19 protein-coding genes and 1 pseudogene are annotated in these 19,477 nt (G+C 60.8%); 10 read left to right on the top strand and 10 right to left on the bottom strand.

Going from position 1 to position 19,477, the window contains the following annotated elements:
* Positions 1 to 17 precede the first annotated feature (17 nt).
* Entirely contained in the window at positions 18 to 836 is an 819-nt protein-coding gene (locus HX898_RS19875) for a sugar phosphate isomerase/epimerase (RefSeq protein ID WP_180195483.1), read from the top strand.
* A gap of 92 nt (positions 837 to 928) precedes the next feature.
* On the opposite strand, the gene HX898_RS19870 is transcribed toward HX898_RS19875, so the two are convergent.
* Positions 929 to 1,690: a DeoR/GlpR family DNA-binding transcription regulator gene (locus HX898_RS19870; protein WP_003550157.1), complete on the bottom strand. Its 762-nt coding sequence runs from the start codon at positions 1,688 to 1,690 to the stop codon at positions 929 to 931.
* A gap of 244 nt (positions 1,691 to 1,934) precedes the next feature.
* On the opposite strand from HX898_RS19870, the gene HX898_RS19865 reads away from it, so the two are divergent.
* From HX898_RS19865 to HX898_RS19830, 8 genes are all read left to right on the top strand, one after another.
* Positions 1,935 to 2,735 carry a class I fructose-bisphosphate aldolase gene (locus tag HX898_RS19865; RefSeq protein ID WP_017956604.1) on the top strand — a complete coding sequence of 267 codons (801 nt, stop codon included), beginning with the start codon at positions 1,935 to 1,937 and terminating at the stop codon, positions 2,733 to 2,735.
* Between the two features lie 3 nt (positions 2,736 to 2,738).
* On the top strand, positions 2,739 to 3,680 hold the full coding sequence (locus HX898_RS19860) for a PfkB family carbohydrate kinase (protein WP_180195482.1): 942 nt from the start codon (positions 2,739 to 2,741) through the stop codon (positions 3,678 to 3,680).
* 340 nt (positions 3,681 to 4,020) lie between these two features.
* Positions 4,021 to 5,166 carry a sn-glycerol-3-phosphate ABC transporter ATP-binding protein UgpC gene (gene ugpC / locus HX898_RS19855; RefSeq protein WP_138388885.1) on the top strand — a complete coding sequence of 382 codons (1,146 nt, stop codon included), beginning with the start codon at positions 4,021 to 4,023 and terminating at the stop codon, positions 5,164 to 5,166.
* Between the two features lie 135 nt (positions 5,167 to 5,301).
* The gene (locus HX898_RS19850) at positions 5,302 to 6,378 is read left to right on the top strand and encodes a Gfo/Idh/MocA family oxidoreductase (protein WP_138388886.1); all 1,077 of its coding nucleotides are present in this window, start codon (positions 5,302 to 5,304) and stop codon (positions 6,376 to 6,378) included.
* Positions 6,378 to 7,223 (top strand): sugar phosphate isomerase/epimerase, encoded by an 846-nt coding sequence (locus HX898_RS19845; protein ID WP_138388887.1) that lies wholly within the window; start codon positions 6,378 to 6,380, stop codon positions 7,221 to 7,223. The genes HX898_RS19850 and HX898_RS19845 overlap by 1 nt, the downstream gene beginning before the upstream one ends.
* Complete coding sequence (locus tag HX898_RS19840) at positions 7,220 to 8,029, top strand: alpha/beta fold hydrolase (protein ID WP_180195481.1); 810 nt, start codon at positions 7,220 to 7,222, stop codon at positions 8,027 to 8,029. Before HX898_RS19845 ends, HX898_RS19840 begins: the two co-directional genes overlap by 4 nt.
* 4 nt (positions 8,030 to 8,033) lie before the next feature.
* Complete coding sequence (locus HX898_RS19835) at positions 8,034 to 8,735, top strand: ribulose-phosphate 3-epimerase (protein ID WP_138388889.1); 702 nt, start codon at positions 8,034 to 8,036, stop codon at positions 8,733 to 8,735.
* Positions 8,736 to 8,851: 116 nt separating this feature from the next.
* Entirely contained in the window at positions 8,852 to 9,808 is a 957-nt protein-coding gene (locus tag HX898_RS19830; RefSeq protein WP_180195480.1) for an ROK family protein, read from the top strand.
* 27 nt (positions 9,809 to 9,835) lie between these two features.
* Here HX898_RS19830 and HX898_RS19825 read toward each other — a convergent pair whose 3' ends face one another.
* Entirely contained in the window at positions 9,836 to 10,231 is a 396-nt protein-coding gene (locus tag HX898_RS19825; RefSeq protein WP_138332874.1) for a DUF4112 domain-containing protein, read from the bottom strand.
* Positions 10,232 to 10,346: 115 nt separating this feature from the next.
* Positions 10,347 to 12,164, bottom strand: a complete 1,818-nt coding sequence (locus HX898_RS19820; protein ID WP_180195479.1) for a HAMP domain-containing methyl-accepting chemotaxis protein — start codon at positions 12,162 to 12,164, stop codon at positions 10,347 to 10,349.
* Positions 12,165 to 12,403: 239 nt separating this feature from the next.
* Between HX898_RS19820 and HX898_RS19815 the strand changes: the two are divergent.
* A pseudogene (locus HX898_RS19815) lies at positions 12,404 to 12,471 on the top strand (plasmid stabilization protein); the annotation flags it as partial.
* A gap of 151 nt (positions 12,472 to 12,622) precedes the next feature.
* Here the strand turns inward: HX898_RS19815 and HX898_RS19810 are convergent.
* The 7 genes from HX898_RS19810 to HX898_RS19780 form a co-directional block, all read right to left on the bottom strand.
* Positions 12,623 to 12,871 (bottom strand): hypothetical protein, encoded by a 249-nt coding sequence (locus tag HX898_RS19810; protein WP_171600396.1) that lies wholly within the window; start codon positions 12,869 to 12,871, stop codon positions 12,623 to 12,625.
* Positions 12,872 to 13,126: 255 nt separating this feature from the next.
* Complete coding sequence (locus tag HX898_RS19805) at positions 13,127 to 14,200, bottom strand: DUF5666 domain-containing protein (RefSeq protein WP_180195478.1); 1,074 nt, start codon at positions 14,198 to 14,200, stop codon at positions 13,127 to 13,129.
* On the bottom strand, positions 14,197 to 15,090 hold the full coding sequence (locus HX898_RS19800) for a DUF6502 family protein (protein ID WP_180195477.1): 894 nt from the start codon (positions 15,088 to 15,090) through the stop codon (positions 14,197 to 14,199). Before HX898_RS19800 ends, HX898_RS19805 begins: the two co-directional genes overlap by 4 nt.
* A gap of 155 nt (positions 15,091 to 15,245) precedes the next feature.
* Complete coding sequence (locus HX898_RS19795) at positions 15,246 to 15,620, bottom strand: DnaT-like ssDNA-binding protein (protein WP_003550205.1); 375 nt, start codon at positions 15,618 to 15,620, stop codon at positions 15,246 to 15,248.
* Between the two features lie 11 nt (positions 15,621 to 15,631).
* Positions 15,632 to 16,678: a flagellar hook-associated family protein gene (locus tag HX898_RS19790; protein ID WP_180195476.1), complete on the bottom strand. Its 1,047-nt coding sequence runs from the start codon at positions 16,676 to 16,678 to the stop codon at positions 15,632 to 15,634.
* A gap of 2 nt (positions 16,679 to 16,680) precedes the next feature.
* A complete protein-coding gene (gene flgK / locus HX898_RS19785) occupies positions 16,681 to 18,141 on the bottom strand; it encodes a flagellar hook-associated protein FlgK (RefSeq protein WP_180195475.1) in 1,461 nt (486 codons plus the stop codon).
* Positions 18,142 to 18,154: 13 nt separating this feature from the next.
* Complete coding sequence (locus HX898_RS19780) at positions 18,155 to 19,447, bottom strand: flagellar hook protein FlgE (protein WP_138332901.1); 1,293 nt, start codon at positions 19,445 to 19,447, stop codon at positions 18,155 to 18,157.
* Positions 19,448 to 19,477 lie beyond the last annotated feature (30 nt).

Here is a 19,477-nt window from a genome sequence, read left to right as displayed (position 1 = left end):
TAGGTCAGGACCGCGATATGAAAAATGCTGAGCCGCAGATCGGCTGCCAAACATTCACCTGGGAGATGCTGGGCACGGGTTGGGGCGGCGGTCCGGATGATCTGGTGCGCGCCATTGCCGATGGCGGATATGCCGGTCTCGAAATCACCGATACGATGATCGGTCACTACGCGCTCAAGCCTGCCGACTTTGCCCGCACCCTGACGGATGCCGGCTTGGCGCTGGTTTCCTTTGCCTTCGGCTCCGCCAGCGGTTTCACGGTGGCGGAAAAGATTGCCTCCGATGTCGAAACGGCGCGGCGATGGATGGATTTCGCGGCGAACTTTCCCGGTGCGATGGTATCGATGGGATCGGCGACGGTTGTCTCGGATGGTCCACGCGATGAGAAATTTGCCATTGCGGCCGAGTGCTACAATCGTGCGACCGAGATTGGACAGTCGGCTGGCGTCACTGTAGCTGTCCATCCTTCCTCGCACCACAACACGCTGCTGTTCACGCGGAACGACTATGATCAGCTGTTTGCTCTCTTGGATCCACAAGTGGGTTGGGTGCCGGATACCGGCCATATCCTGCGTGGCGGCCAGCAGATCGGCGACACGCTGGCGGCCCACCGGGACCGGATCCGTTACGTGCATCTGAAGGATGTCGACGCCGGCGGGACCTGGGCGATGCTCGGCGAAGGCGTCTGCGACGTGCCTGCCGTGATTTCGGCCGTTCGCAATGCGCCGCAATTTATCGGCTGGATCGTGGTGGAAGAAGAATCGGACCATGCCGGAACCGATCCTTCCGCCGCCGTTCGCGCGAACCGCGAGACGCTTCGACGTCTGGGATTTTAGCCCATCTCGCTTTCCCCGGCATCGGCCGGGGCCTTCGGCTCGCGCCAAAGCCTCTCCCGGCTCTCTTTTGAAATGGACAGGTGGACTACAGATCACGCGTAGCGAACCTCCACGCCCAGCTTGTCCAACCGGTGACGGATGCTGTGCGGCATGTTGCTATCCGTGATGATCAGATCGACGCGTGACAGCGAGAAGGCTTTGGAGGAGGCGCCGATGTCAAATTTGCTCGAATCCGCCACGAGGACGACACGCCGGGCCATGCGAACCAGGTTGCGCTTGGTCCGCGCCACGTCCTCGGAGACATCGACGACATCGAAGGCCTGATCGATCGCGTGGGCGCCGACAAAGGCCTGGTGGGCGACGAGCCCGCCGACCGCCTTGTCGGAGTCCTGTACGATCGTGCTCACGGTGCTGGGAAACACGCGGCCGCCGATCATGTGCACGTCGAGCCCTGGCCGGTACATCAGATGCTGGGCGATGTTCATTGCCGTCGTCGCAACCACGACGTTGTTGACCGGTGGCATCTGCATGGCCACCTGCAACAGCGTCGAACCGCTGTCGAAGACGATCGACTGGTTATCGATGATCTGTCGCGCAGCCATCTGGGCGATGCGTCGCTTCGCATCGAAATTGCGTTGCATGCGTTCCTCGAAGGCCGCTGCCGGAGAGTCGGACGGCAGGGCGATTGCCCCGCCATGCGTTTTGATCAACTGCTTTTTGGCGTCCATGATTTCGAGATCGGAGCGGATCGTCACTTCCGATACCTCGAAGAATTCCGCGAGCTGGCGGGTGCGTGCCTGGCCGACCCGTTGAAGTTCCAGCATGATCTGCTGCCGCCTCTGTTCTGCAAGCATATGTGATCCCGACCTGTCGCCCTTTGCGATCATATGGCTTTTGAAAAACGAAAGTTCACCGCCTTATCCTACGGCTCTTGCTACAAAAATAGCCGCATGATGACGAAAATGCACGTCAAAAATTCATCATCCATGTAAAAACGAAAGAAATCGAAATATTGAATATTTGTTTGTTTTCGAGTTAGGGTTCCCCAGCATCGGCGCCAGCAATCGCAAAGCCGGCAATCACAAAGGAAGTATCGCCATGGGTCTCGGAACCAAAGTCCGCCTCGCACGCCTGTTCTCGAACCCATCGGGGCATCTGTTCGGCGGCGCCGTCGATCATTTTGTCGGTTATGGCAATGTGCGTGAGGGCGGGCTTGCCGACCTGCCGGGTGCGCTCAGACGCGTCATGGCGGGAGGCCCCGACTACATCAGCATTCAGCCCGGCGCGGCGCGCCACCTCTGGTCGGAATATGCCGGAAAGGCAGCGCTGGTCATCCAGGGCGGTTGCTTCACCGCCGACGACCGTATTCGTCAGCTCATCGCGACCCCGGAAGACGCGGTGCGTTATGGTGCGGACGCTCTGGCTGTCGCCATTCCCGTGCGCGGCGCCACCGAAGGAGAGTATATCCGCTGGCTCACCGATACGGTCAACGCCGCCGCCCGCTTCGAAATGCCGGTCGTTGCCCATGTCTATCCCCGCGATTTCTCCGACGGCGGCAAGATCGTGTTCACCCCGGATGAGATTGCCTATGCGGTGCGCATCGGCTTCGAGGCCGGCGTCGACGTGATCAAGGTCGGCTACACCGGCGATTTCGAGTCCTTCCGCGAGACCGTTGCGACTTGCCCGATCCCGGTCGTGATCGCCGGCGGCCCGAAGACCGATACGCTGCTCGGAGCGCTCGTCCAGACCTCGGAAGCATTGCGCGCTGGAGCCAAAGGCGCGGTCGTCGGTCGCAATCTTTGGGGTCACGGCGATACCACCATGGCCGCGCGCGCCTTCAAGTTCGTCATTCACAACGGGATGGCGCCTGAGGATGCGCTGGCGGCGGCCGGTGCTTGAGACGTGTCGCGCCCTTTCCAGGTTCTGGGCTTCGGCGCTCTGGCAATCGATGACATCATTTATGTCGATCGGGGGCTGACGGCCGGCAAGGGGAAAGTGACGAAGCGCACCACGGACCATGGCGGCAACGTGGCGACGGCCCTTGTTGCCGTCGCCCGGCTCGGCGGGCAGGCCGGCTTCATCGGCTGGCTCGGTGATGAGCCAACGGCCGACGTGGCGGGCAGCGAGCTCGAGCGGGACGGTGTCGACATATCGCTGGCTCCCCGCCACGCGGATGCCGCGCCGATCCGCTCCGTGATCACGGTTGGTCCCGACGGCGACCGGTTCATCGCTTATGACGACGATGTGCTGCACGGCACGTCGGATGCGCTGCCCGACGACGTTCTGATGCAGGCCCCGGTACTGCTGATCGACGGCTATGCCACGCACTCCGAAAGTGTCGTGGCGCGCGCACGCGCCCTGGGTCTGGCCGTGATTGCCGATATTGAATGGACGGTGGGCGCCGCGACCGACCGGATCCTGGCTTTTGCCGATCATCTGGTGCTGCCGCTTGCCTTCGGGCGGGAGTACACCGGCGAGGGTGATCCCACGATGATCCTGGACAAACTCTGGTCCGGGGATCGGTCCGCGGTTGTCCTGACCGATGGCGAGCGAGGGACCTACCTCCGCCAGAAAGGCGATGCCATCCGCTGGCATTTGCCAGCCTACCAGGTTCAGGCGGTCGACACGACCGGCGCCGGTGATTGCTTTCACGGTGCCTACGCTCTTGCCCTCGCGAGGGGTAAGAGCCCGCTTGATTGCACTGCCTATGCCACGGCGGCTGCCGCCATTTCCGTGACCGCACGGGGAGGGCGCCGAGGCCTGCCAGATCACCTGATGTGCCTGGCATGGATGGCGGCGGAGAATGCGCCTGTGCCGATGCCGATGCCGGGATGCCAAAAATGAGCGCGGGCGGCGATGGGTGCCAGCACCGGTCGACTGCCCGAGCAGAGCCTCAAGGCTGACTTGGCATTGAATCGCTTTGAGCGATCTCTCAACAGCGGCAACTTCGATCACAAAAGTTACGCGCGATAAAAAATATAATTCCGCAGTTTATTTTTAATTTCTTGTAAAAGATCGATATTTTTCAAATAGATATTAGGAACGGCTGGCAATCTGCGGCGAACTATCCTCGATTCTTTGGTTGACTTTGAAGCTCAGGCCTGAGCTTTCTTGTCAAAAGGATCGGAGACGGTGGGGAGCGCCGTCTGAAGATATGCTCCGGACTGGTACGGGAGGACGAGACGTGGCTGTGGTTGTACTCGACAAAATCTGCAAGACCTATGGAAACAGCTACCATGCGATCAAGGATCTGAGCCTGACGATCCATGATGGCGAGTTTCTGATTCTGGTCGGGCCGTCCGGATGCGGAAAATCGACCGCTCTGCGCATGATTGCCGGGCTCGAGGAAATCAGCAGCGGAACATTGAGCATCGGCGGTCAGGACGTCGTGGATCTCGCGCCCAAGGACCGGGACATTGCCATGGTCTTCCAGAGCTATGCGCTTTATCCGCACATGACCGTCTTTGACAACATCGCCTTTTCAATGAAGCTGGCCGGAAAGAACAAGGCCGAACGCAGCAAGCGCGTGCACGAGATCGCCAAGATCCTGCAGCTGGAGCCCTTGCTGGGCAACAAGCCCGCACAGCTCTCCGGCGGCCAGCGCCAGCGTGTTGCGATGGGCCGCGCCATGGTCCGCGAGCCCGCGGCATTCCTCATGGACGAACCGCTCTCGAACCTCGATGCGAAGCTGCGTGTTCAGATGCGGGCAGAGATCGCAAGCCTGCAGAGACAGTTGGGCGTGACGACGATCTACGTCACGCACGACCAGACCGAAGCGCTGACCATGGGCGATCGGGTCGCGGTGCTGAAGGGCGGCGTGCTTCAGCAGGTGGATACGCCCAAGGCTTTGTATCACCGCCCGGTCAATGCGTTTGTCGCCGGCTTTATCGGTTCGCCGTCGATGAACCTTTTCGAAGGGCGTCTGGCGAGTGGACGGATCCATCTGCCGGGCTTCTCCATTCCCTTGTCCGGCGGCGCCTTCGAGCGTGCTCCCGGTCTATCCGCTTTCGAGGGAAAGGACGTGATCTTTGGGGTCAGGCCCGAGGACCTCTACGACAGCCGGTTGCCGTCTGGAGCCTCCCATCCGACGATCCCGGTTGTCGTGAAGTCGATCGAGGAGCTTGGGTCCGAACTGATCGTGCATTTGAAGATCGACGCGGTCCGGATCGACTCAGGCGACCCCGATGCCGTCGAGGACCTGAGCGGGGCCGCCAACGCGGTCGCACGGTTCGAAGCCGTCAGCGCGGTCGAGACAGGCCAATCGATCGATTTGGCCATCGACCCGGCGAAACTGCACTTTTTCCATCCTCAAACGCATATGGCGCTGTGACGTGACGAGGGAAAGCCGGCAGGCGCCGGTCGCGGCCCGGCCAGAAGCCGTCGGCGACGTTTGATGTCTTGAAAGCATTCCACCCAACGCCGAAACCAGCGTTCATCTTCAGTATCCGACTTAAAGGGCTTATCGATGCCAGCAAAACAGGAACGACGTCTCCGCATCGGCGTATTGGGAGCGGGCCAGATTGCCCAGGCCGCGCACTTCGAAAGCTGCACGAAGGCAGCTAATGCCGACCTCTATGCGATTTGCGACGTTGCCGAAGATCTCCGCGAACGTATGGCAATCACCCATGGGGCGGAAAAAACCTATGACGATTACGACAAGATGCTGGCCGATCCCGACCTCGATGCCGTGATTATCGCGACCGCCGACGCTTTTCACGTCCCGGCTTCCCTTCGCGCCCTTCAGGCGGGCAAACATGTCCTGTGCGAAAAACCCGTCGGTGTCACTATCGAGGAATGCCTCGAACTGAAGGCTGTGGTCGACACGTCGGGAAAGGTGTTTCAGGTCGGGCATATGAAGCGTTTCGACGCGGGGCTCCAAGCTGCCAAATCCTTCATCCGCGATGAAATGGGCGAGATGGTCGCTCTCAAAGCATGGTATTGCGACAGCACGCACCGCTATCCGATGACCGATGCGGTCCAGCCGCTGATCGTCACCAGCGCCAATGCGAAGAAGCCCTCCGCCAATCCGAAAGCCGACCTGCGGCGCTACTATATGCTTGCGCACGGTTGCCATCTGATCGACACGGCACGTTATTTCGCCGGCGACATTGTTTCGGTCAACGCTCGTCTGTCCGAGCGAGCCGGCATCTGGTGCTGGTTCGTGGACGTGGAATTTGCCTCCGGCACGCTCGGCCATCTCGATCTCACCGTCCAGGTGCGCATGGACTGGCACGAAGGCTTCCAGATCTACGGCAAGAACGGCAGCATTTTGGGCAAGACCTATAACCCGTGGTACTACAAGACCAGCGAGGTCGACATTTTCCGGGAAGCGGACGGCGCCACCCATCGCGTTCTCGGTGCCGACGGCCATTTCTATCGCCGTCAGGTCGAAGGCTTCGCCCGCACCATTCTGGATGGCGCCGTGATGGAAGGCGCCGACATCGATGATGGCCTGGCATCCGTCCGGGCCATGGTCGCCGTCGCGCGCTCTGTCGAAAGCGGCAAGGCGGTTGCGCTGTCGGACGTCACGGGTGGCGTGTGATGAAGCTCGGCATCTTCGCAAAGACCTTCGAGGGAACGGAACCCGCAACCGTTCTCAACTCGGTCGCTGGCGCCGGGTTCACCTGCGCCCAATACAATATGGCCTGCTCCGGCCTTTCGCCGATGCCGGAGACGATTACGGAAGCCCAGGCCCGCTCAGTTGCCGAAGCGGCGCGCGAGAGCGGCGTCGAGATCGTTGCCGTTTCGGGCACTTTCAACATGATCCATCCGGACCCCGCCGTGCGCGAGGCCGGCCTTCGCAACCTCGCGACTCTGGCCGAGCGCAGCACCAGCATGTCGACGACCTTGATCACGCTCTGCACCGGCACACGCGACCCCATCGATCAGTGGAAGGCGCATGCCGACAACGACACGCCGGAGGCCTGGCGGGATCTCCTCGAAGCCATGGGGGCAGCCATCGAGATCGCCGAGCGCTATGACGTGGATCTCGGCATCGAGCCCGAGCTTGCCAACGTCGTCAACTCGGCTGAGAAGGCGTATCGGCTGATCACGGCGCTGAAGAGCCCCCGCGTCAAGATCGTGCTCGATCCGGCCAATCTCTTCGAGGTCACGACGCTCGATGAGCAGCGGAACATTGTCTCTTCCGCCATTGACCTTCTGGCTGATCGGATCGTCATGGCGCATGCGAAAGATCGCAATCCGGACGGTAGTTTCGCGACTGCCGGCAAGGGTGTCCTCGACTACGCGCATTATCTCGGCCGTCTCAAGGCGATCGGCTTTGAGGGCAGTCTTGTCACGCATGGCCTTTCGGCTTCGGAGGCGGCCGGTGCGGCGGCTTTCCTGAAGACTAACCTCGACGGGGAACCCGCGGGGACAGGAAGATGAGACGGGCCGAACCGTTCGAAACCAGCGACGGAACCATTCTCAATGTCGATATGGCGGGCGAAGGCGCGGCCGTCATATTTCAGCATGGCTTATGCGGAGACGCGGCGCAGACCGATGAGGTCTTTCCGCTCGACGCAGGTTTTCGCCGGGTTACGATCGAAGCGCGCGGCCACGGCCATTCCCGGGCCGGCAATCTGGAGCAGTTGTCGATCGCGACCTTCTGCGATGATATCGCCGCCTATATAGAGAAGAACCGCACGCCGCCGATTGTGATCGGCGGCATCTCGATGGGCGCGGCGATCGCCTTGCGTCTCGCGGTCAAGCGGCCCGACCTTGTCAAGGCTCTGATCATCGCAAGGCCGGCTTGGCTGATGGCATCCGCGCCGGAGAATATGGAACCCAACGCCGAAGTCGGCCGTCTTCTGAAAAATCTGCCGCCGAATGACGCAAAGACAGCATTCCTGGCCGGGCCGGTGGGCGTGCGGCTCGCCGCCGAGGCGCCGGACAATCTGGCCTCGCTTGCCGGCTTTTTCTCCCGCACGCCTTTGGATGTGACCGCCGAACTGCTCACCAGGATTTCCAATGACGGTCCTGATGTGACCGACGAGGACGTCGGCAATCTCACCGTACCGACGCTGGTTATCGGCCATGATCGGGACAGCATTCATCCTCTTGGCCATGCGCATGCTCTTGCCGAGCGGATTGCCGGCGCGCGTTTGGTGCAGATCACATCGAAGACCGAGAGCCGCCCGCAATACGTTGCCGACTTCCGGCTTGCCATGGGCAATTTTCTGAAGGAGCTCTGAAACAATGACGACCCCCTCCAAAACCTGGATCGCCGATCTTCCGAAAGATCGCCTGATTGCCGAATTCTCCGTCTGGTCGGCCGATCTCGTGCATCTGGCGGACGATCTGGCGCGTGTCGATCCTCACGTCGACATCCTCCATATCGATGTCGCCGATGGCCATTTCGCGCCGGCAATGTTGTTTTTCCCTGATCTTGTTGCCGGCGTGCGCAAAGTGTCTTCGCGCCCGATCCATGTTCACCTGATGGTCGCCGACAGCATCCTCCTGTCGCAGATCGAGCAGTTCGCCGATGCGGGCAGCGACCTGATCAGTCTTCATTTTGAAAACGAAAGCGTCGCCGCCGAGGCGCTCGATCTTCTCGATCGCCGCGGTGTGGCCGCCGGCATGGTGCTCAAGGTCGACACCCCTGTCGAACGCGTCGAGAAATATGCTTCCCGGCTGCGCTTTGTGACGCTGCTCGGCACGGCGATCGGCGTGAAGGGCCAGGGTCTCGACGAAAAAGCCGGAGCGCGGCTTCAGCAGGCAAAGCAAATCATTGGCGGCTGCGGTGCAGCGCATCGGATCGTGCTGGCGGCCGACGGCGGTATTCGCGAGCACACCGTGCCGCTTCTGCGCCAGTCGGGCGCGGAGACGGTCGTCCTCGGTTCCCTGGCTTTCAATGCGCCATCGCTCGACGAGCGGATGGCATGGGTGCGCGCACTCTAGAGCGGTTCAGCTTTTAACGGAGGCGCAGAACCGCTCTATCCTTTTGTTTTTACGCAATTCCGGACGGAAAACCGCTTCGCACTTTTCCTGGAATTGCTCTAACTCATGGTCTTCACATGCAGCAGATTGCCATTGGAATCGACCTCGGTGGGACGCAGGTGCGCGCTGCCCTCGTCGACGAGCAGGGCAGGATCCTGGCGCGCGCAGCCGAACCGACGGATGCGCTGGCAGGCCCCGACCGCGTGCTCGCCCAAATCTGCGGCCTGACCGATGGACTGCTTGCAGCATCGAACCCCGCTTCTGTGGTGGGCGTCGGCGTATCCGCTCCGGGTCCGCTCGATACGGTCGCCGGCGTCGCCTCGAATATCCCGACGCTCTCAGGCTTTGTCGACTTTCCACTGAAGGCGGAGTTGCAGAAGCGGTTTCCGTTTCCGGTCGACCTCGAGAACGATGCGATTGCCGCCGCCATCGGCGAGTGGCAGTTCGGAGCCGGCAAAGGGCTCGACAATCTGGTCTATGTCACCGTGAGCACCGGCATTGGCGGTGGCGTTGTGTCGGATGGTCGCGTCGTGCGCGGCCGCAAGGGCATGGCAGCCCATGTCGGGCACATGTCGGTCGTGCCGAACGGAGAGCCTTGCCCCTGCGGCAACAGGGGTTGTTTCGAGGCCTACGGATCCGGAACGGCTTTTGCGCGCCGCGCCCAAATGAGGGCGATGGAATCCAGCGGGACGACAATCGGCAGCGATGGCGGCGCCATCGACAGCCGCAGCGTTTTTGCGGCGGCAAGAAATGGCGATCGTCTCGCAAATCAACTGATTGACGAGGAAGCGGAAATTCTCGGTCGCGGCTTCACCAGTCTGATCCATATCTTCAGTCCCGATATCATCGTGATGGGAGGCGGGCTTTCCCACGAGTTCGACCGGCTGCAGCCGGGCATTCAAGGATACATCGCGCAATGGGCAATGCCGGCATTCAAGGATGTCAAAGTGGTGCTGGCGGCGTTGGATCAGAACTCGGGCCTCGTTGGCGCAGCGGCTCTGGCGTTTCTGACGGGGAAAGGCGTTCGGACCTGATCCAGACCCTCGAGGCGACAGGCTTGGTCAGATGCGCCGGTTCAACTCGTCTTCGCTGATCCCAAAGTGGTCGAGAATGATGCCGACGTTTCGACGATGAGATTTGAAATAGACGTCGAAGAGATCGCCAAGCAGCGGAACCGTTCCGCCGGCGGCGTCGATGCCGAGATTGACGGCCATGCGGGCGAGTTTGTGGGTGGGAATGCCGAGACGTCTTGCCTCATCGATGATGAAAAGACCGATGAGGGATCCGGCAATGTCGCCGATGGCGGGGATGAGGCCGAGAATTGAGTCCGCGCCGATACGCACGCCGATGACAGGCAGTCTGACCGCGGTATCCATCAGGCGCGCTATGCCGACGGCGCGCCGAATTCTTCCGAGTTCGATGGACGTCAGGTGTTTCGCGCGGGTTGAGGTTGGCATCAGCGGCCTTTTGGCGCAAGCAATCGCTCCGCCTCATTGTGATTTTCCATTGCCTTGAAACGATGCAAACCCAATAAGGTTCGCCTGTGAAGCGGGTAGGAAGATCGACGGCGCGTCAGGCAGCCCTTCGCGGTCTTGAGCCGCTGGCGGCCGCGTCGATCTGAAAGCGGTTTACGACCCCTTCCAACGTCTGCGTTTGGCCGCCAAGCGCCCGGCAGGCCGAGGCGGTTTCGACGGCCATGGCTGCGTTGCGCTGGGTTACCTGATCGAGCGCGTTGACGGAGGCGTTGATCTCGCCGATCGCCACCACCTGTTCGGAGGACACCGAAACGATGCGGGCGATCAGGCCGGCAACCTGCTCGACCTGCCCTTCGATTTCCAGGAGCGCCTTGCCTGTGCGGTTGACGAGGTCCACGCCGGTGGAGACCTGGGCGGAGGAGGTGGAGATCAGAGCTCTGATCTCCTTGGCGGCGTTGGCCGAGCGCATGGCAAGTTCACGCACTTCTTGTGCGACGACGGCAAAACCTTTGCCTGCTTCGCCGGCGCGCGCTGCTTCAACCCCGGCATTGAGCGCCAGAAGATTGGTCTGGAAGGCGATTTCATCGATGACATTGACGATGGCGCCAATCTGGGAGGACGAGCCTTCGATCCTTTCCATGGCGGCGATGGCTTCGCGAACGACGGCTGCCGAATGTTCGGCGCTGGTGCGGGTCTGAGCCATCATGCCTGTCGCCCTGCCGGCATGGTCGGAGGCGTCTTTGGCCTTAATATTCATTTCATCGAGCGCGGCTGTCGCCTCTTCGAGCATCGCGGCCTGCTGTTCCGTGCGCGACGCAAGACTGTCGGCTGCATCGGTGATGCCGGCCGAGGAGCTGCCCACTTGCTTGGAGGTCTGGGCGATCTCCGCCATCGAAGCGCAAAGCGCGTCCATACTGTCGTTGAACTTCGCGCGCAAAGTCTCGTAGGCAGCGGCTAAGGGTGTCTTGATCCGGCAATCGAGATTGCCGGTCGATAGCTGTTCCAGTCCATATGTCAGCTGATCGATCACCGCTTCGCGGATCTGTTCCTCGGCGGCTTTTTCGGCCAGCTGGCTGCGTTCACGCTCGAATTCCGCATCGCGAAGTGCGGTCTCACGCTTCTGTGCGTCCTGCCGCTCAAGTGCGTTGCGGCGGAATACCGCGACGGCCTTGGACATGGCGCCGATCTCGTCTGACCGGTTGGCATAGGGAACTTCGGTCGAAAAATCGCCTTCGGCAAGATTGCCCATATAGGCCTTCATGCCATCAAGCGGCACGATCGCCCGGCGTCGCAGGAGATAAAGCACCAGCAGCAGCAGCGCGAACGATCCGAAGCCTGCAGCACCCGCATAGATCGTCCAGGTGACGATCTCCGAGGCGGCATTGCGCTCCTCGCCCTTCAGGAAGGCGTCGGAATTGGCAACGAGTTTCTCGACCGCGTCCTGGTGCGAATGAAAGGCGACGCGCAGTTGTTCGATCGCACCATGCGCCTTGTCTTCGTCCTTGGCATTCAGGGCCGGGATGATCTCACGGTTCATCACTCCCCAGAATGCATCGCCTTTGGCGATGACATCGTTTTCAAGCTCGTCCTTCAAAGCCTGCGGCAGCCGGGTGGTTTTCCAATAGGCGCGGCGGTCGTCATAAGCGGCCTTGAGATTGGCGATCTTGGCAAGGTTGGTATCTGTGAGTTCGGGAAATTTGCTCGCCTCGAAGGAGAGCATGTAGGATTCGACCACAAATAGCGGCGGCGGCAGAATATCGGCGATCAAATCCTTGCCGTAGACGACCTGCTCATAAACCGGCCCGTTGACTTTCAGCCGTTCAAGCGCCGATTGCTGCAATCCGATCGACGTGAAAAGGCCTACTGAAACGGCGACGCCGAACGCCACCAGACTGCGAGCAATGGTGAATGCCAAGACTGTCTCCAAATAACTTTTGGCTTCTCTACTTCGAGGGGCCTGATCTACGTACGGCATTATTTGGCAAGAACACTGAAATATGGTTAATTCTTTTTATGTCGGGGTTTTAGCCAGCTCTTTCAGGTCTGGGGCAACCGTCCAAAATTGGGTTGATAGGTTTAAGCCGTGGTACCAAACCATCGCCAGCCATCGTGACGGCTCAAGGCGACATTACATTCATCGCAAAGGAGATCGGCATGGCTGAACCTCCGCTTTCCGTACGAAGCGCAAAAGCGCGTGATCTTGCTCACCGGCTTGGCGGCCATGAAACCGCTCGATAGCCGACATTGTTGAGCGTGCCCTCGAATGGGTACGCACTCGCAACCTGCCGTGCTTTCTCCTGGTGTCGAAGCTCCGCGGGAGAGTGTCAAGCGGTTGGCTTCTGATTGGGTCGATTGTCGCGCGTTAAACGCCGTTCAGGCCAATCGCATGAGAGTTTCATTCAGGTCGCCGATCTTTCGCAGCAGCTCGACCAACTTATCCGAATCATCTTGACTGAGCCGGCCCGTTCCGCCGCTGCTCTGCCAAAGCTGTTCAAATTGTTGGCTCGTCTGGTGCGCGCTGCTCATGATTTCGATGATTTGAGCGCGGTTTTCCCAGGTTGCAACGATGGTCGGTTCGTCCATCTCCACCGACATGTCCGGTTCGCGTTCCAGCAAAAACAATTCCTGATTCCTCTTGGGCGATGACGTTTTGGTTCGGATGGCGCCATCCGGCCTGCGGGATCGGCCATTCCTGCGATGACTCAGAAACATGGGTTTGACAGTCTCAGAACGATTGAAAATCAAACGATTGGCTAGCGGGTGTGGGGCGGACCCGTTAGCCAATCGGCAAACCCTCCCTGGAATCACCCGAAGCAGAATTCGCATGAACAATAAATGGGAAAATTTCCCATTTGTCAACATGCGGCGACAGCGTTTTCAGCGCGGACCCGGACCCGGTGGCGGCGGCCCAGGCGGCGGGCCGTCCTGCGGTGGCGGCCCCGCTCTATCCGGAGCGGAAAAATCTCGGTCCGGCCCGCCTCTGCCGAAGGGCGAACGATCGGGCGGCGGTCGATCCGAAGGGCCTCCTGGACGTCGAGAACCGAAGCCGTCCGGAATGCGCCCGTCGGGAAAGCCGGTCATTCTGCTTGAGTCCCGCACGCCGATATCGACGAAGCCATGACCATCAGGAGAGGGCGGAATCGAGCCGAAAGGCGCGGACCCTCTGGGGCCTGCGCCCGGCCCGTCCTTATCCGTCGGCCGGAAGGTCTCGACGTTGACGATGCCGTTTTTCAAGCCCGGCACCAGGGGTTCAGCCTGAATGCGCGTGATGATCAATCGATCGGCGACGGCCTTGAGACGCACGAGCGTTTGCTTGCCGGCCAGGTATCCATGCGTCCTTCCAAGCGAAAGGCCGCCGATCAGGACGCGATTGCTGCTCTTGACGGGGATGCCTCGAACATGGGCGCCTTCGGAAACGGAGCGGGGCTCGATGCGCCGGGCAATGATCGTACCGTCAGGTTTGCGGATGCCGAACACGGCGACCCGCCTGCCCTTGCGCAGGCCCCTGGTCGCGACACCCGTCGTGTCGATCGTCTGCCCCAATACGGTCATGCCGGTCTTGTCTATCCGGTCGATGCGGCCCTGGACTTCGCTGGCGATCGTGATGCGGGCGGCAAGCTTGCCCGTCAGCAGCACCCGGGCGACATGACCGACCTTCATCGCGCTCGCGCGAACCCGTCGGCCGTCGATTTCGATCGGTGTCGTCGCACTGAACGGTATGTGGAAGTTGTTGACGATGATGCTTCCAAAGCCCTGGATGGTCCCGACGATGCCCGTTCCGCCGATCCCGTGATCTTCGTTCTCCCCGCCGCCCTGAATGGAAAGACCGGACCCGCCGATGCCATGATCGCTGGTGCCCGTCGGCTGCGCGGCGGCAATCTTAGGCCCCAGAACCTGAAGCGCTATTCCGGCCAGCAGAAATTGCCTTCTCGAAATCGCCGACGGAGTCATTCGTCCGTCTCCGTCTTGGATGCGGCGTCTGCCTGAAGATCGGCCTCGCCCTCCTCGGTCATGACATAGAGCCCAGCGATCCAGCGGCTGTTGCCGCCGGGGTCGTCCTTGATAGCCTGATGGGCGATCTTGTTGAGTTTCAGGAGCAGCGCCATTCCTTCCGCGCGCGCGATTTCGTCGAGCCGGGCCGCCAGAACAGGTGATATCCCGTCATAATGGACGGCGCGTTCGAAGTTCGGGGGGGGCTCGTTCATCAGGTTCATGACCGACGCCTGCACATGGTCACGGAGGTTGCGCGTAAAATAATGCCGGCGGGCTTCGTCACCTGCATTGGGGACGATCGATGAGAGGTCGAGCTGGATCCAGCCGTTCTGATCGAGAACGACGATGCCTTTATCCAGCCAGTCGTCCAGGATGGAGCGGGGGTGGACGTCTTTGGTGATGTCGCTCACCAGGCTCTCGAATGACGGACCGCCGTCGCTGGAGGTCCGGGGCAGAGCGCTCGGCCGATCCTCCGCATCGCAATAAAACGGATCGGCAAGCCATCTGGCGAGAATGCGGCTCGTCTGCGAAACGCCGGTGGTCAGGAAGGATGCCGCAAGCACCTGACCGCGCAGCCGGTTGACGTCCTTGCGGTGAATGCCGGTCAGAAGCGAGATGCGGCTATCCGTCTGGTTCTTGTTCGGCAGCGCGAATTCCTTCTCTGCGACCTCGATATAGAGGCGGCGAAGAACGGTCGAAAACGAGATGAAGTTGAAGCCGGAGGCGAGTGCGAGCTTGACCAGCGGGCGAAGCACGCGGATCAGCATGGACTGCAAGGTCTCTTCGGAGAAGGGTAGCTTCGCGCGCGGCTTCGACATCAAGAACACACTCGGTCTCTGAAAGACCATTGCCGGCAGACCTTCGGCAATCGTCCTCAGTCTCCCCTATGGGAAAGTCCAGACTGCCGCAACGGACAAGCCCTATGCAAGACCAGCCTATGCCATGCTTGCTGGCGGCGCGGCCGTGATCGCGCCACCATTGGGAAGGCATTTTGCGTCTTCTGTCAATGCGTTACCGGATGCGGCTCGGGTGACAGCACTGCGCCGTGGCGCCAGTCGATCAGCCGGTCGATGCGCGCAATCTTGTGGAAAACCTCGAAAACGTCGAATGAGGTGCCTTTCTCGATGTGGGCTGCCAGCAACTCGCAAAGCTCGAATATTTCAGGGGGCGTAGCGGTCATCTCGACGCCGTCATCCGTGAAGACACCCGATCGCGGCCATGCCCGCGTCTGTTGCTCGTCGAGTTTGCTGCCGACGAAGGGGATCGTATCGATGATGCCGGAGGCAAGCGCGAAGGCCGCCTCCGCCACGATTTCGGAACACGTCGTGTTGGGCTCCTTCGTTAGGGCCGGTATTTGCAACTGCTTGAATTCCCGCATTTTTCAATCCGTCAGAGATAGTTGACCAGGCTCAGGCTCTGGAGTTTCGAAACGAGCGTGTAGGCCGTTTCTAATTGCGTCTGCAGCTGGTTGACGAGCGTCGAGGCCTCATAGGTATCCACGCCCTGGAGATCGACGAGGTTTCCCTGAAGCAGAGTGGATTGAGCGTCGAGCGCATCATTTGCCTTTTCGAGCCGTTCCTGGGCGAGGCCGAGTTCGCTTTGCCGCGTCACGATCCCGGAGGTCGCCTGCGCCGCATAGGCGATCGCCTTGGATGCGACGGTGCTCTGCGCGTCGGAGCTGAGATCCTGGCCGAAGAGAGCGGAGACGACGACGGACGCCAGCGCCAGATAGCGCATGCCTTCGGAATTGGCGTTGGTCGACGAGGTGATGGTTTCCGATCCGCTGATCCGGCTCGTCATGTCGGTGCTGGAAGCGGCCGACCAGCCTTCGGAAGCGTCCGTCCAGGCGCTCTCGGAGAACATCGGCTCGACCGTGTCGGTGATGAAGCTGCCGATTTCTTCGCCCGTCAATTCGCTGACGTCTTTTCCGAGACCGGTTGCATAATCGTTCAGAGCCGAAACGATTGTAGCCGAGACCGCCGAGGATTGATCGGTCAGAGGCTGGCTGTCGAGGTTCGTTCCGCCGAACAGGAACTCGCCATTGACTGACGTGTTTGCCGTCGAGACCAACTGCGAAATCGTGGCGCTCGCCGTCTGCAGGGCAACGGCGATGCTCGTCGTATCCTGGCTCGCCTGGAGCGCAGTCAGGTTCGAGACCAGGCTGTCGCCAGCATCCTTGAGGCTCGAAAGAGCGGTTTGCGATGCGTTCATGCGCAATTCGACGACGGCATTGCTCATCTTGAACGAGGCAGCCTGGGCGATGGCGCTGGTGAGATTGATCGACTTTGCAGCGCCGGCGCCGAGGGATACGCCGATATCGGCGTAGGTTCCTGTGGTCGCTTCCGTCGAGGCCTGCTGCAGCTTGTTTTGGGACTGGCTGATGGTGAGCCGCAAAACATTCTGCATCGCCGATGATGAGACAAAAGATGCTTTCATGACTAGCTCGCTATGTCGAGGAGCGACTGGAACATCTCGTCGATGACGTTCAGGATCTTTGTCGCCGCTTTGTAGGATTGTTCGATGTCGAGAAGCAGTGTCAGTTCCTCGTCGAGGTTGACGCCGGTTTCGTTGGAATAGGCCTCGTCGGAGCGCGACAAGGCCGCCGCCGTGGTTTCGGAGGCCGACGTGGCGTCGCTTCGATATTGTTCGAGCCAGCCGATGGAGGCGCTGGCGTAGTCCGTCAGGCTTTGCGACGTCGAGAGACCGGCGTCGGAAGAGAATGAGCGCTGTTCCGTCAGCGCCTCATACAGGGCGTCGAGATTGTCCGAGAAGCCGCTGTCTCCCGAGGTGTTGAGATCGGTGATCCCGCTGATGGAGCCATCGCGCAGCTTTGTCGCATCGCCGCCCTCGCTGGTGACGACGGCTGGATTGACCGAGATGGTGGAGGCGATCCCTGTCGTATCGTCGGAAGCAGCAGGTGTTCCCCCGATTGCGCCTGACGCCGTCGTCCAGACGAAAAGTCCCGGCGCGCTCGTGCTGCCGTCTGTTTCCGAGAAGATCTGGACGAGCGATTTGGCGATCTCGTCGAGCTGGGCCTGGAATGTCGGGGCGATCTCGTCGCGAAGCTGCAGCAGCCCTTGCAGGCTGCCCGAGGCACTCGTCGTCGATCCCTCGCCGGCGTCGAGCGCAACGCCGTCGATATAGATGGAATTGCCTTCCGTTCCGGCAACGTAGGTTGCTGTCGACGCGAAGGTGACGGTGCGGGGAATGGTCTCGAACAGCACGGTGCCATCAGAGGTGTAGAGCGCCATATCGTTATTGTCGCGCACGGTGGAGGTGACGCCGACGATCGAGGAGATCTGCTTCAGGAGCTTTTCACGCTCGTCGAGTGCCGAGGATGTATCGGTGCCGGTCGATGTCGCCAGCTTGACCGCATTGTTGGCCGCCTCGAACTCAGACAGCAGCGTATTCAGGGTGGAGACCTGTGTGGCGATCTCCGCATCCGCCTCGGCTCTGATCGACTGGACGCCGTCGCTTGCGGTATTTAGCGAATTGGCGAGATCCTGCGCGGCGGTCACGGCCGATTGCGCGGCGGTCGTGCTGCTTGGCGACGTGCCGAATGTCTGGAGCGCCTGCTGGAATGCCGTGAGATAGGTACTCGGCGAGGTCTCGTAGTCATTGCCGCCCACCAGCGACTTCAGGCTTTCGAGACCGGTCACCAGCGTCTGCTGGGCGCTGTCCTTGGCATTCGTTTGCAGATACTGCGCAAGCAGCGCAGTTTCCTGCGCCCGGCTGATGCTGACGACCTGGGCGCCGGAAAGAGACGTCGTAACCGACGCCTCCCGTCTCACATAGTCGGAATTTCCGACATTGGCGATATTCGTCGAGACGACGCTGCTTTGCTGGCCCGTAGTGTTGAAAATACTTTGCACGCTGTTCAAGGCGGAGGTGAGCGACATGCCGGCGCCCTCCCTATCGTTTCAGATTGACGAGGACATCCATGATATCGGAGCCGGTCTGAAACACCTTGGAATTGGCGGTATAGCTGCGCTGCGCCTCGATCATCTCCGTCAGTTCGCCGGCGAGATCGACGTTCGAGCTTTCGAGAGCGCCGGACTGGATGGAGCCAAGCCCGTTCGTCTGCGGGAAGCCGGTGACCGTGACGCCGGACAATCCGTTGGCGCTATAGACGTTGCCGCTGAGCAGCGTCAGATTGTCGGGGCTGGCGACCGTCGCGAGAGGGATCTGGTAGAGAGCCTTTGTCGCGCCGTTCGCGTAGGAGACCGACACCACGCCATCCGCACCGATAGACACCGAGCTCACCGCACTTGCGGCCTGGCCGTCTGCCGAGCCCGTCGCCGAGAAGTCGGAGGCAAGCTGGGTGAAGTCGGAATAGTCCATGGTGATCGTCTTTGCCGTCACCGGATCGACGATGTCGGTGTCGGTTGCGGAGGTCAGCTGGCCATCGGCGTCGAAGGAGAGCGTTGCAACGCTCACGGCATCGGAAGAGTAGGGAAAGGACGTCGTGCTGCCAGTGGCTGCATCGGCATTGCGGTAAACCGCGACCTCCCAGGTGCTGCCGGTGACCGCGCCGCTTGCATCCGTCGTGACGCCGGTCTTGGTGAAGTAATAGTCGTACTGGACGGTGCCGCCGAGGCTGTCATAGGCAACCAGCGACATCTTTTGCGTGTCATCGGTGACGCTTGCCGTATTGGCGCTCGGCAGCGTCGTCGTATCCGTGACGACGGTCGCTTCGGAGTTCAAGTTGCCGCTGAAATAGGCGCTGCTCGAAGCGACGGCGCTCAAGCCCGATTGGGATACGTTGACCGGCACCAAGCCGTCGAAGCCGTTGACGACCACTGCCGGTACGCCGGAATCATAGGAATATCCCATAAGCGTGAAGCCGGCACCGTTGACGAGATTGCCGTCGCTGTCGACCGAGAAGTCACCGGCCCGGGTAAGCACAGGCGTGCCGTCGGCGCTTTCCACGATGAAGAACCCGTCTCCCGAGATCGCCAGGTCGTAGGCCGAAGTCGTATAGGAAATGTCGCCCTGTTGGGAAATCGCCTGGCGCACGGATGTCTGAACGCCGCCCGAATTGTAATTGCCCGAGGAAGACGGCAGGACCAGCGACGAAAAGGACGTGGAAACGGCCTTGTAGCCGGTGGTATTCGCGTTTGCGATATTGTCGGAAACCGTGCTCAGCCGGTTTGCTTGGGCGCTCATGCCGGAGACGGCGGTTTTCATGCTTCCAAAAATGCTCATGGCTCGATCCTTTAAGGTTTGGGAACATGC

The organism is Rhizobium sp. WYCCWR 11128 (assembly GCF_013416305.1).
In the GTDB taxonomy this organism is placed as follows: Bacteria; Pseudomonadota; Alphaproteobacteria; order Rhizobiales; family Rhizobiaceae; genus Rhizobium; species Rhizobium indicum.
The sequence above is the reverse complement of the archived record's forward strand: the minus strand, read 5'-3'. Positions and strand labels throughout refer to the sequence as shown.

Coding starts and splice junctions, on each gene's coding strand:
- HX898_RS19780 (WP_138332901.1), bottom strand. CDS start 19,447: ATGAGCATTTTTGGAAGCATGAAAACCGCCGTCTCCGGCATGAGCGCC.
- HX898_RS19850 (WP_138388886.1), top strand. CDS start 5,302: ATGCCAGCAAAACAGGAACGACGTCTCCGCATCGGCGTATTGGGAGCG.
- HX898_RS19845 (WP_138388887.1), top strand. CDS start 6,378: ATGAAGCTCGGCATCTTCGCAAAGACCTTCGAGGGAACGGAACCCGCA.
- HX898_RS19825 (WP_138332874.1), bottom strand. CDS start 10,231: ATGCCAACCTCAACCCGCGCGAAACACCTGACGTCCATCGAACTCGGA.
- HX898_RS19795 (WP_003550205.1), bottom strand. CDS start 15,620: ATGCGGGAATTCAAGCAGTTGCAAATACCGGCCCTAACGAAGGAGCCC.
- HX898_RS19800 (WP_180195477.1), bottom strand. CDS start 15,090: ATGGTCTTTCAGAGACCGAGTGTGTTCTTGATGTCGAAGCCGCGCGCG.
- HX898_RS19790 (WP_180195476.1), bottom strand. CDS start 16,678: ATGAAAGCATCTTTTGTCTCATCATCGGCGATGCAGAATGTTTTGCGG.
- HX898_RS19875 (WP_180195483.1), top strand. CDS start 18: ATGAAAAATGCTGAGCCGCAGATCGGCTGCCAAACATTCACCTGGGAG.
- HX898_RS19805 (WP_180195478.1), bottom strand. CDS start 14,200: ATGACTCCGTCGGCGATTTCGAGAAGGCAATTTCTGCTGGCCGGAATA.
- flgK (WP_180195475.1), bottom strand. CDS start 18,141: ATGTCGCTCACCTCCGCCTTGAACAGCGTGCAAAGTATTTTCAACACT.
- HX898_RS19835 (WP_138388889.1), top strand. CDS start 8,034: ATGACGACCCCCTCCAAAACCTGGATCGCCGATCTTCCGAAAGATCGC.
- HX898_RS19840 (WP_180195481.1), top strand. CDS start 7,220: ATGAGACGGGCCGAACCGTTCGAAACCAGCGACGGAACCATTCTCAAT.
- HX898_RS19870 (WP_003550157.1), bottom strand. CDS start 1,690: ATGCTTGCAGAACAGAGGCGGCAGCAGATCATGCTGGAACTTCAACGG.
- HX898_RS19830 (WP_180195480.1), top strand. CDS start 8,852: ATGCAGCAGATTGCCATTGGAATCGACCTCGGTGGGACGCAGGTGCGC.
- HX898_RS19865 (WP_017956604.1), top strand. CDS start 1,935: ATGGGTCTCGGAACCAAAGTCCGCCTCGCACGCCTGTTCTCGAACCCA.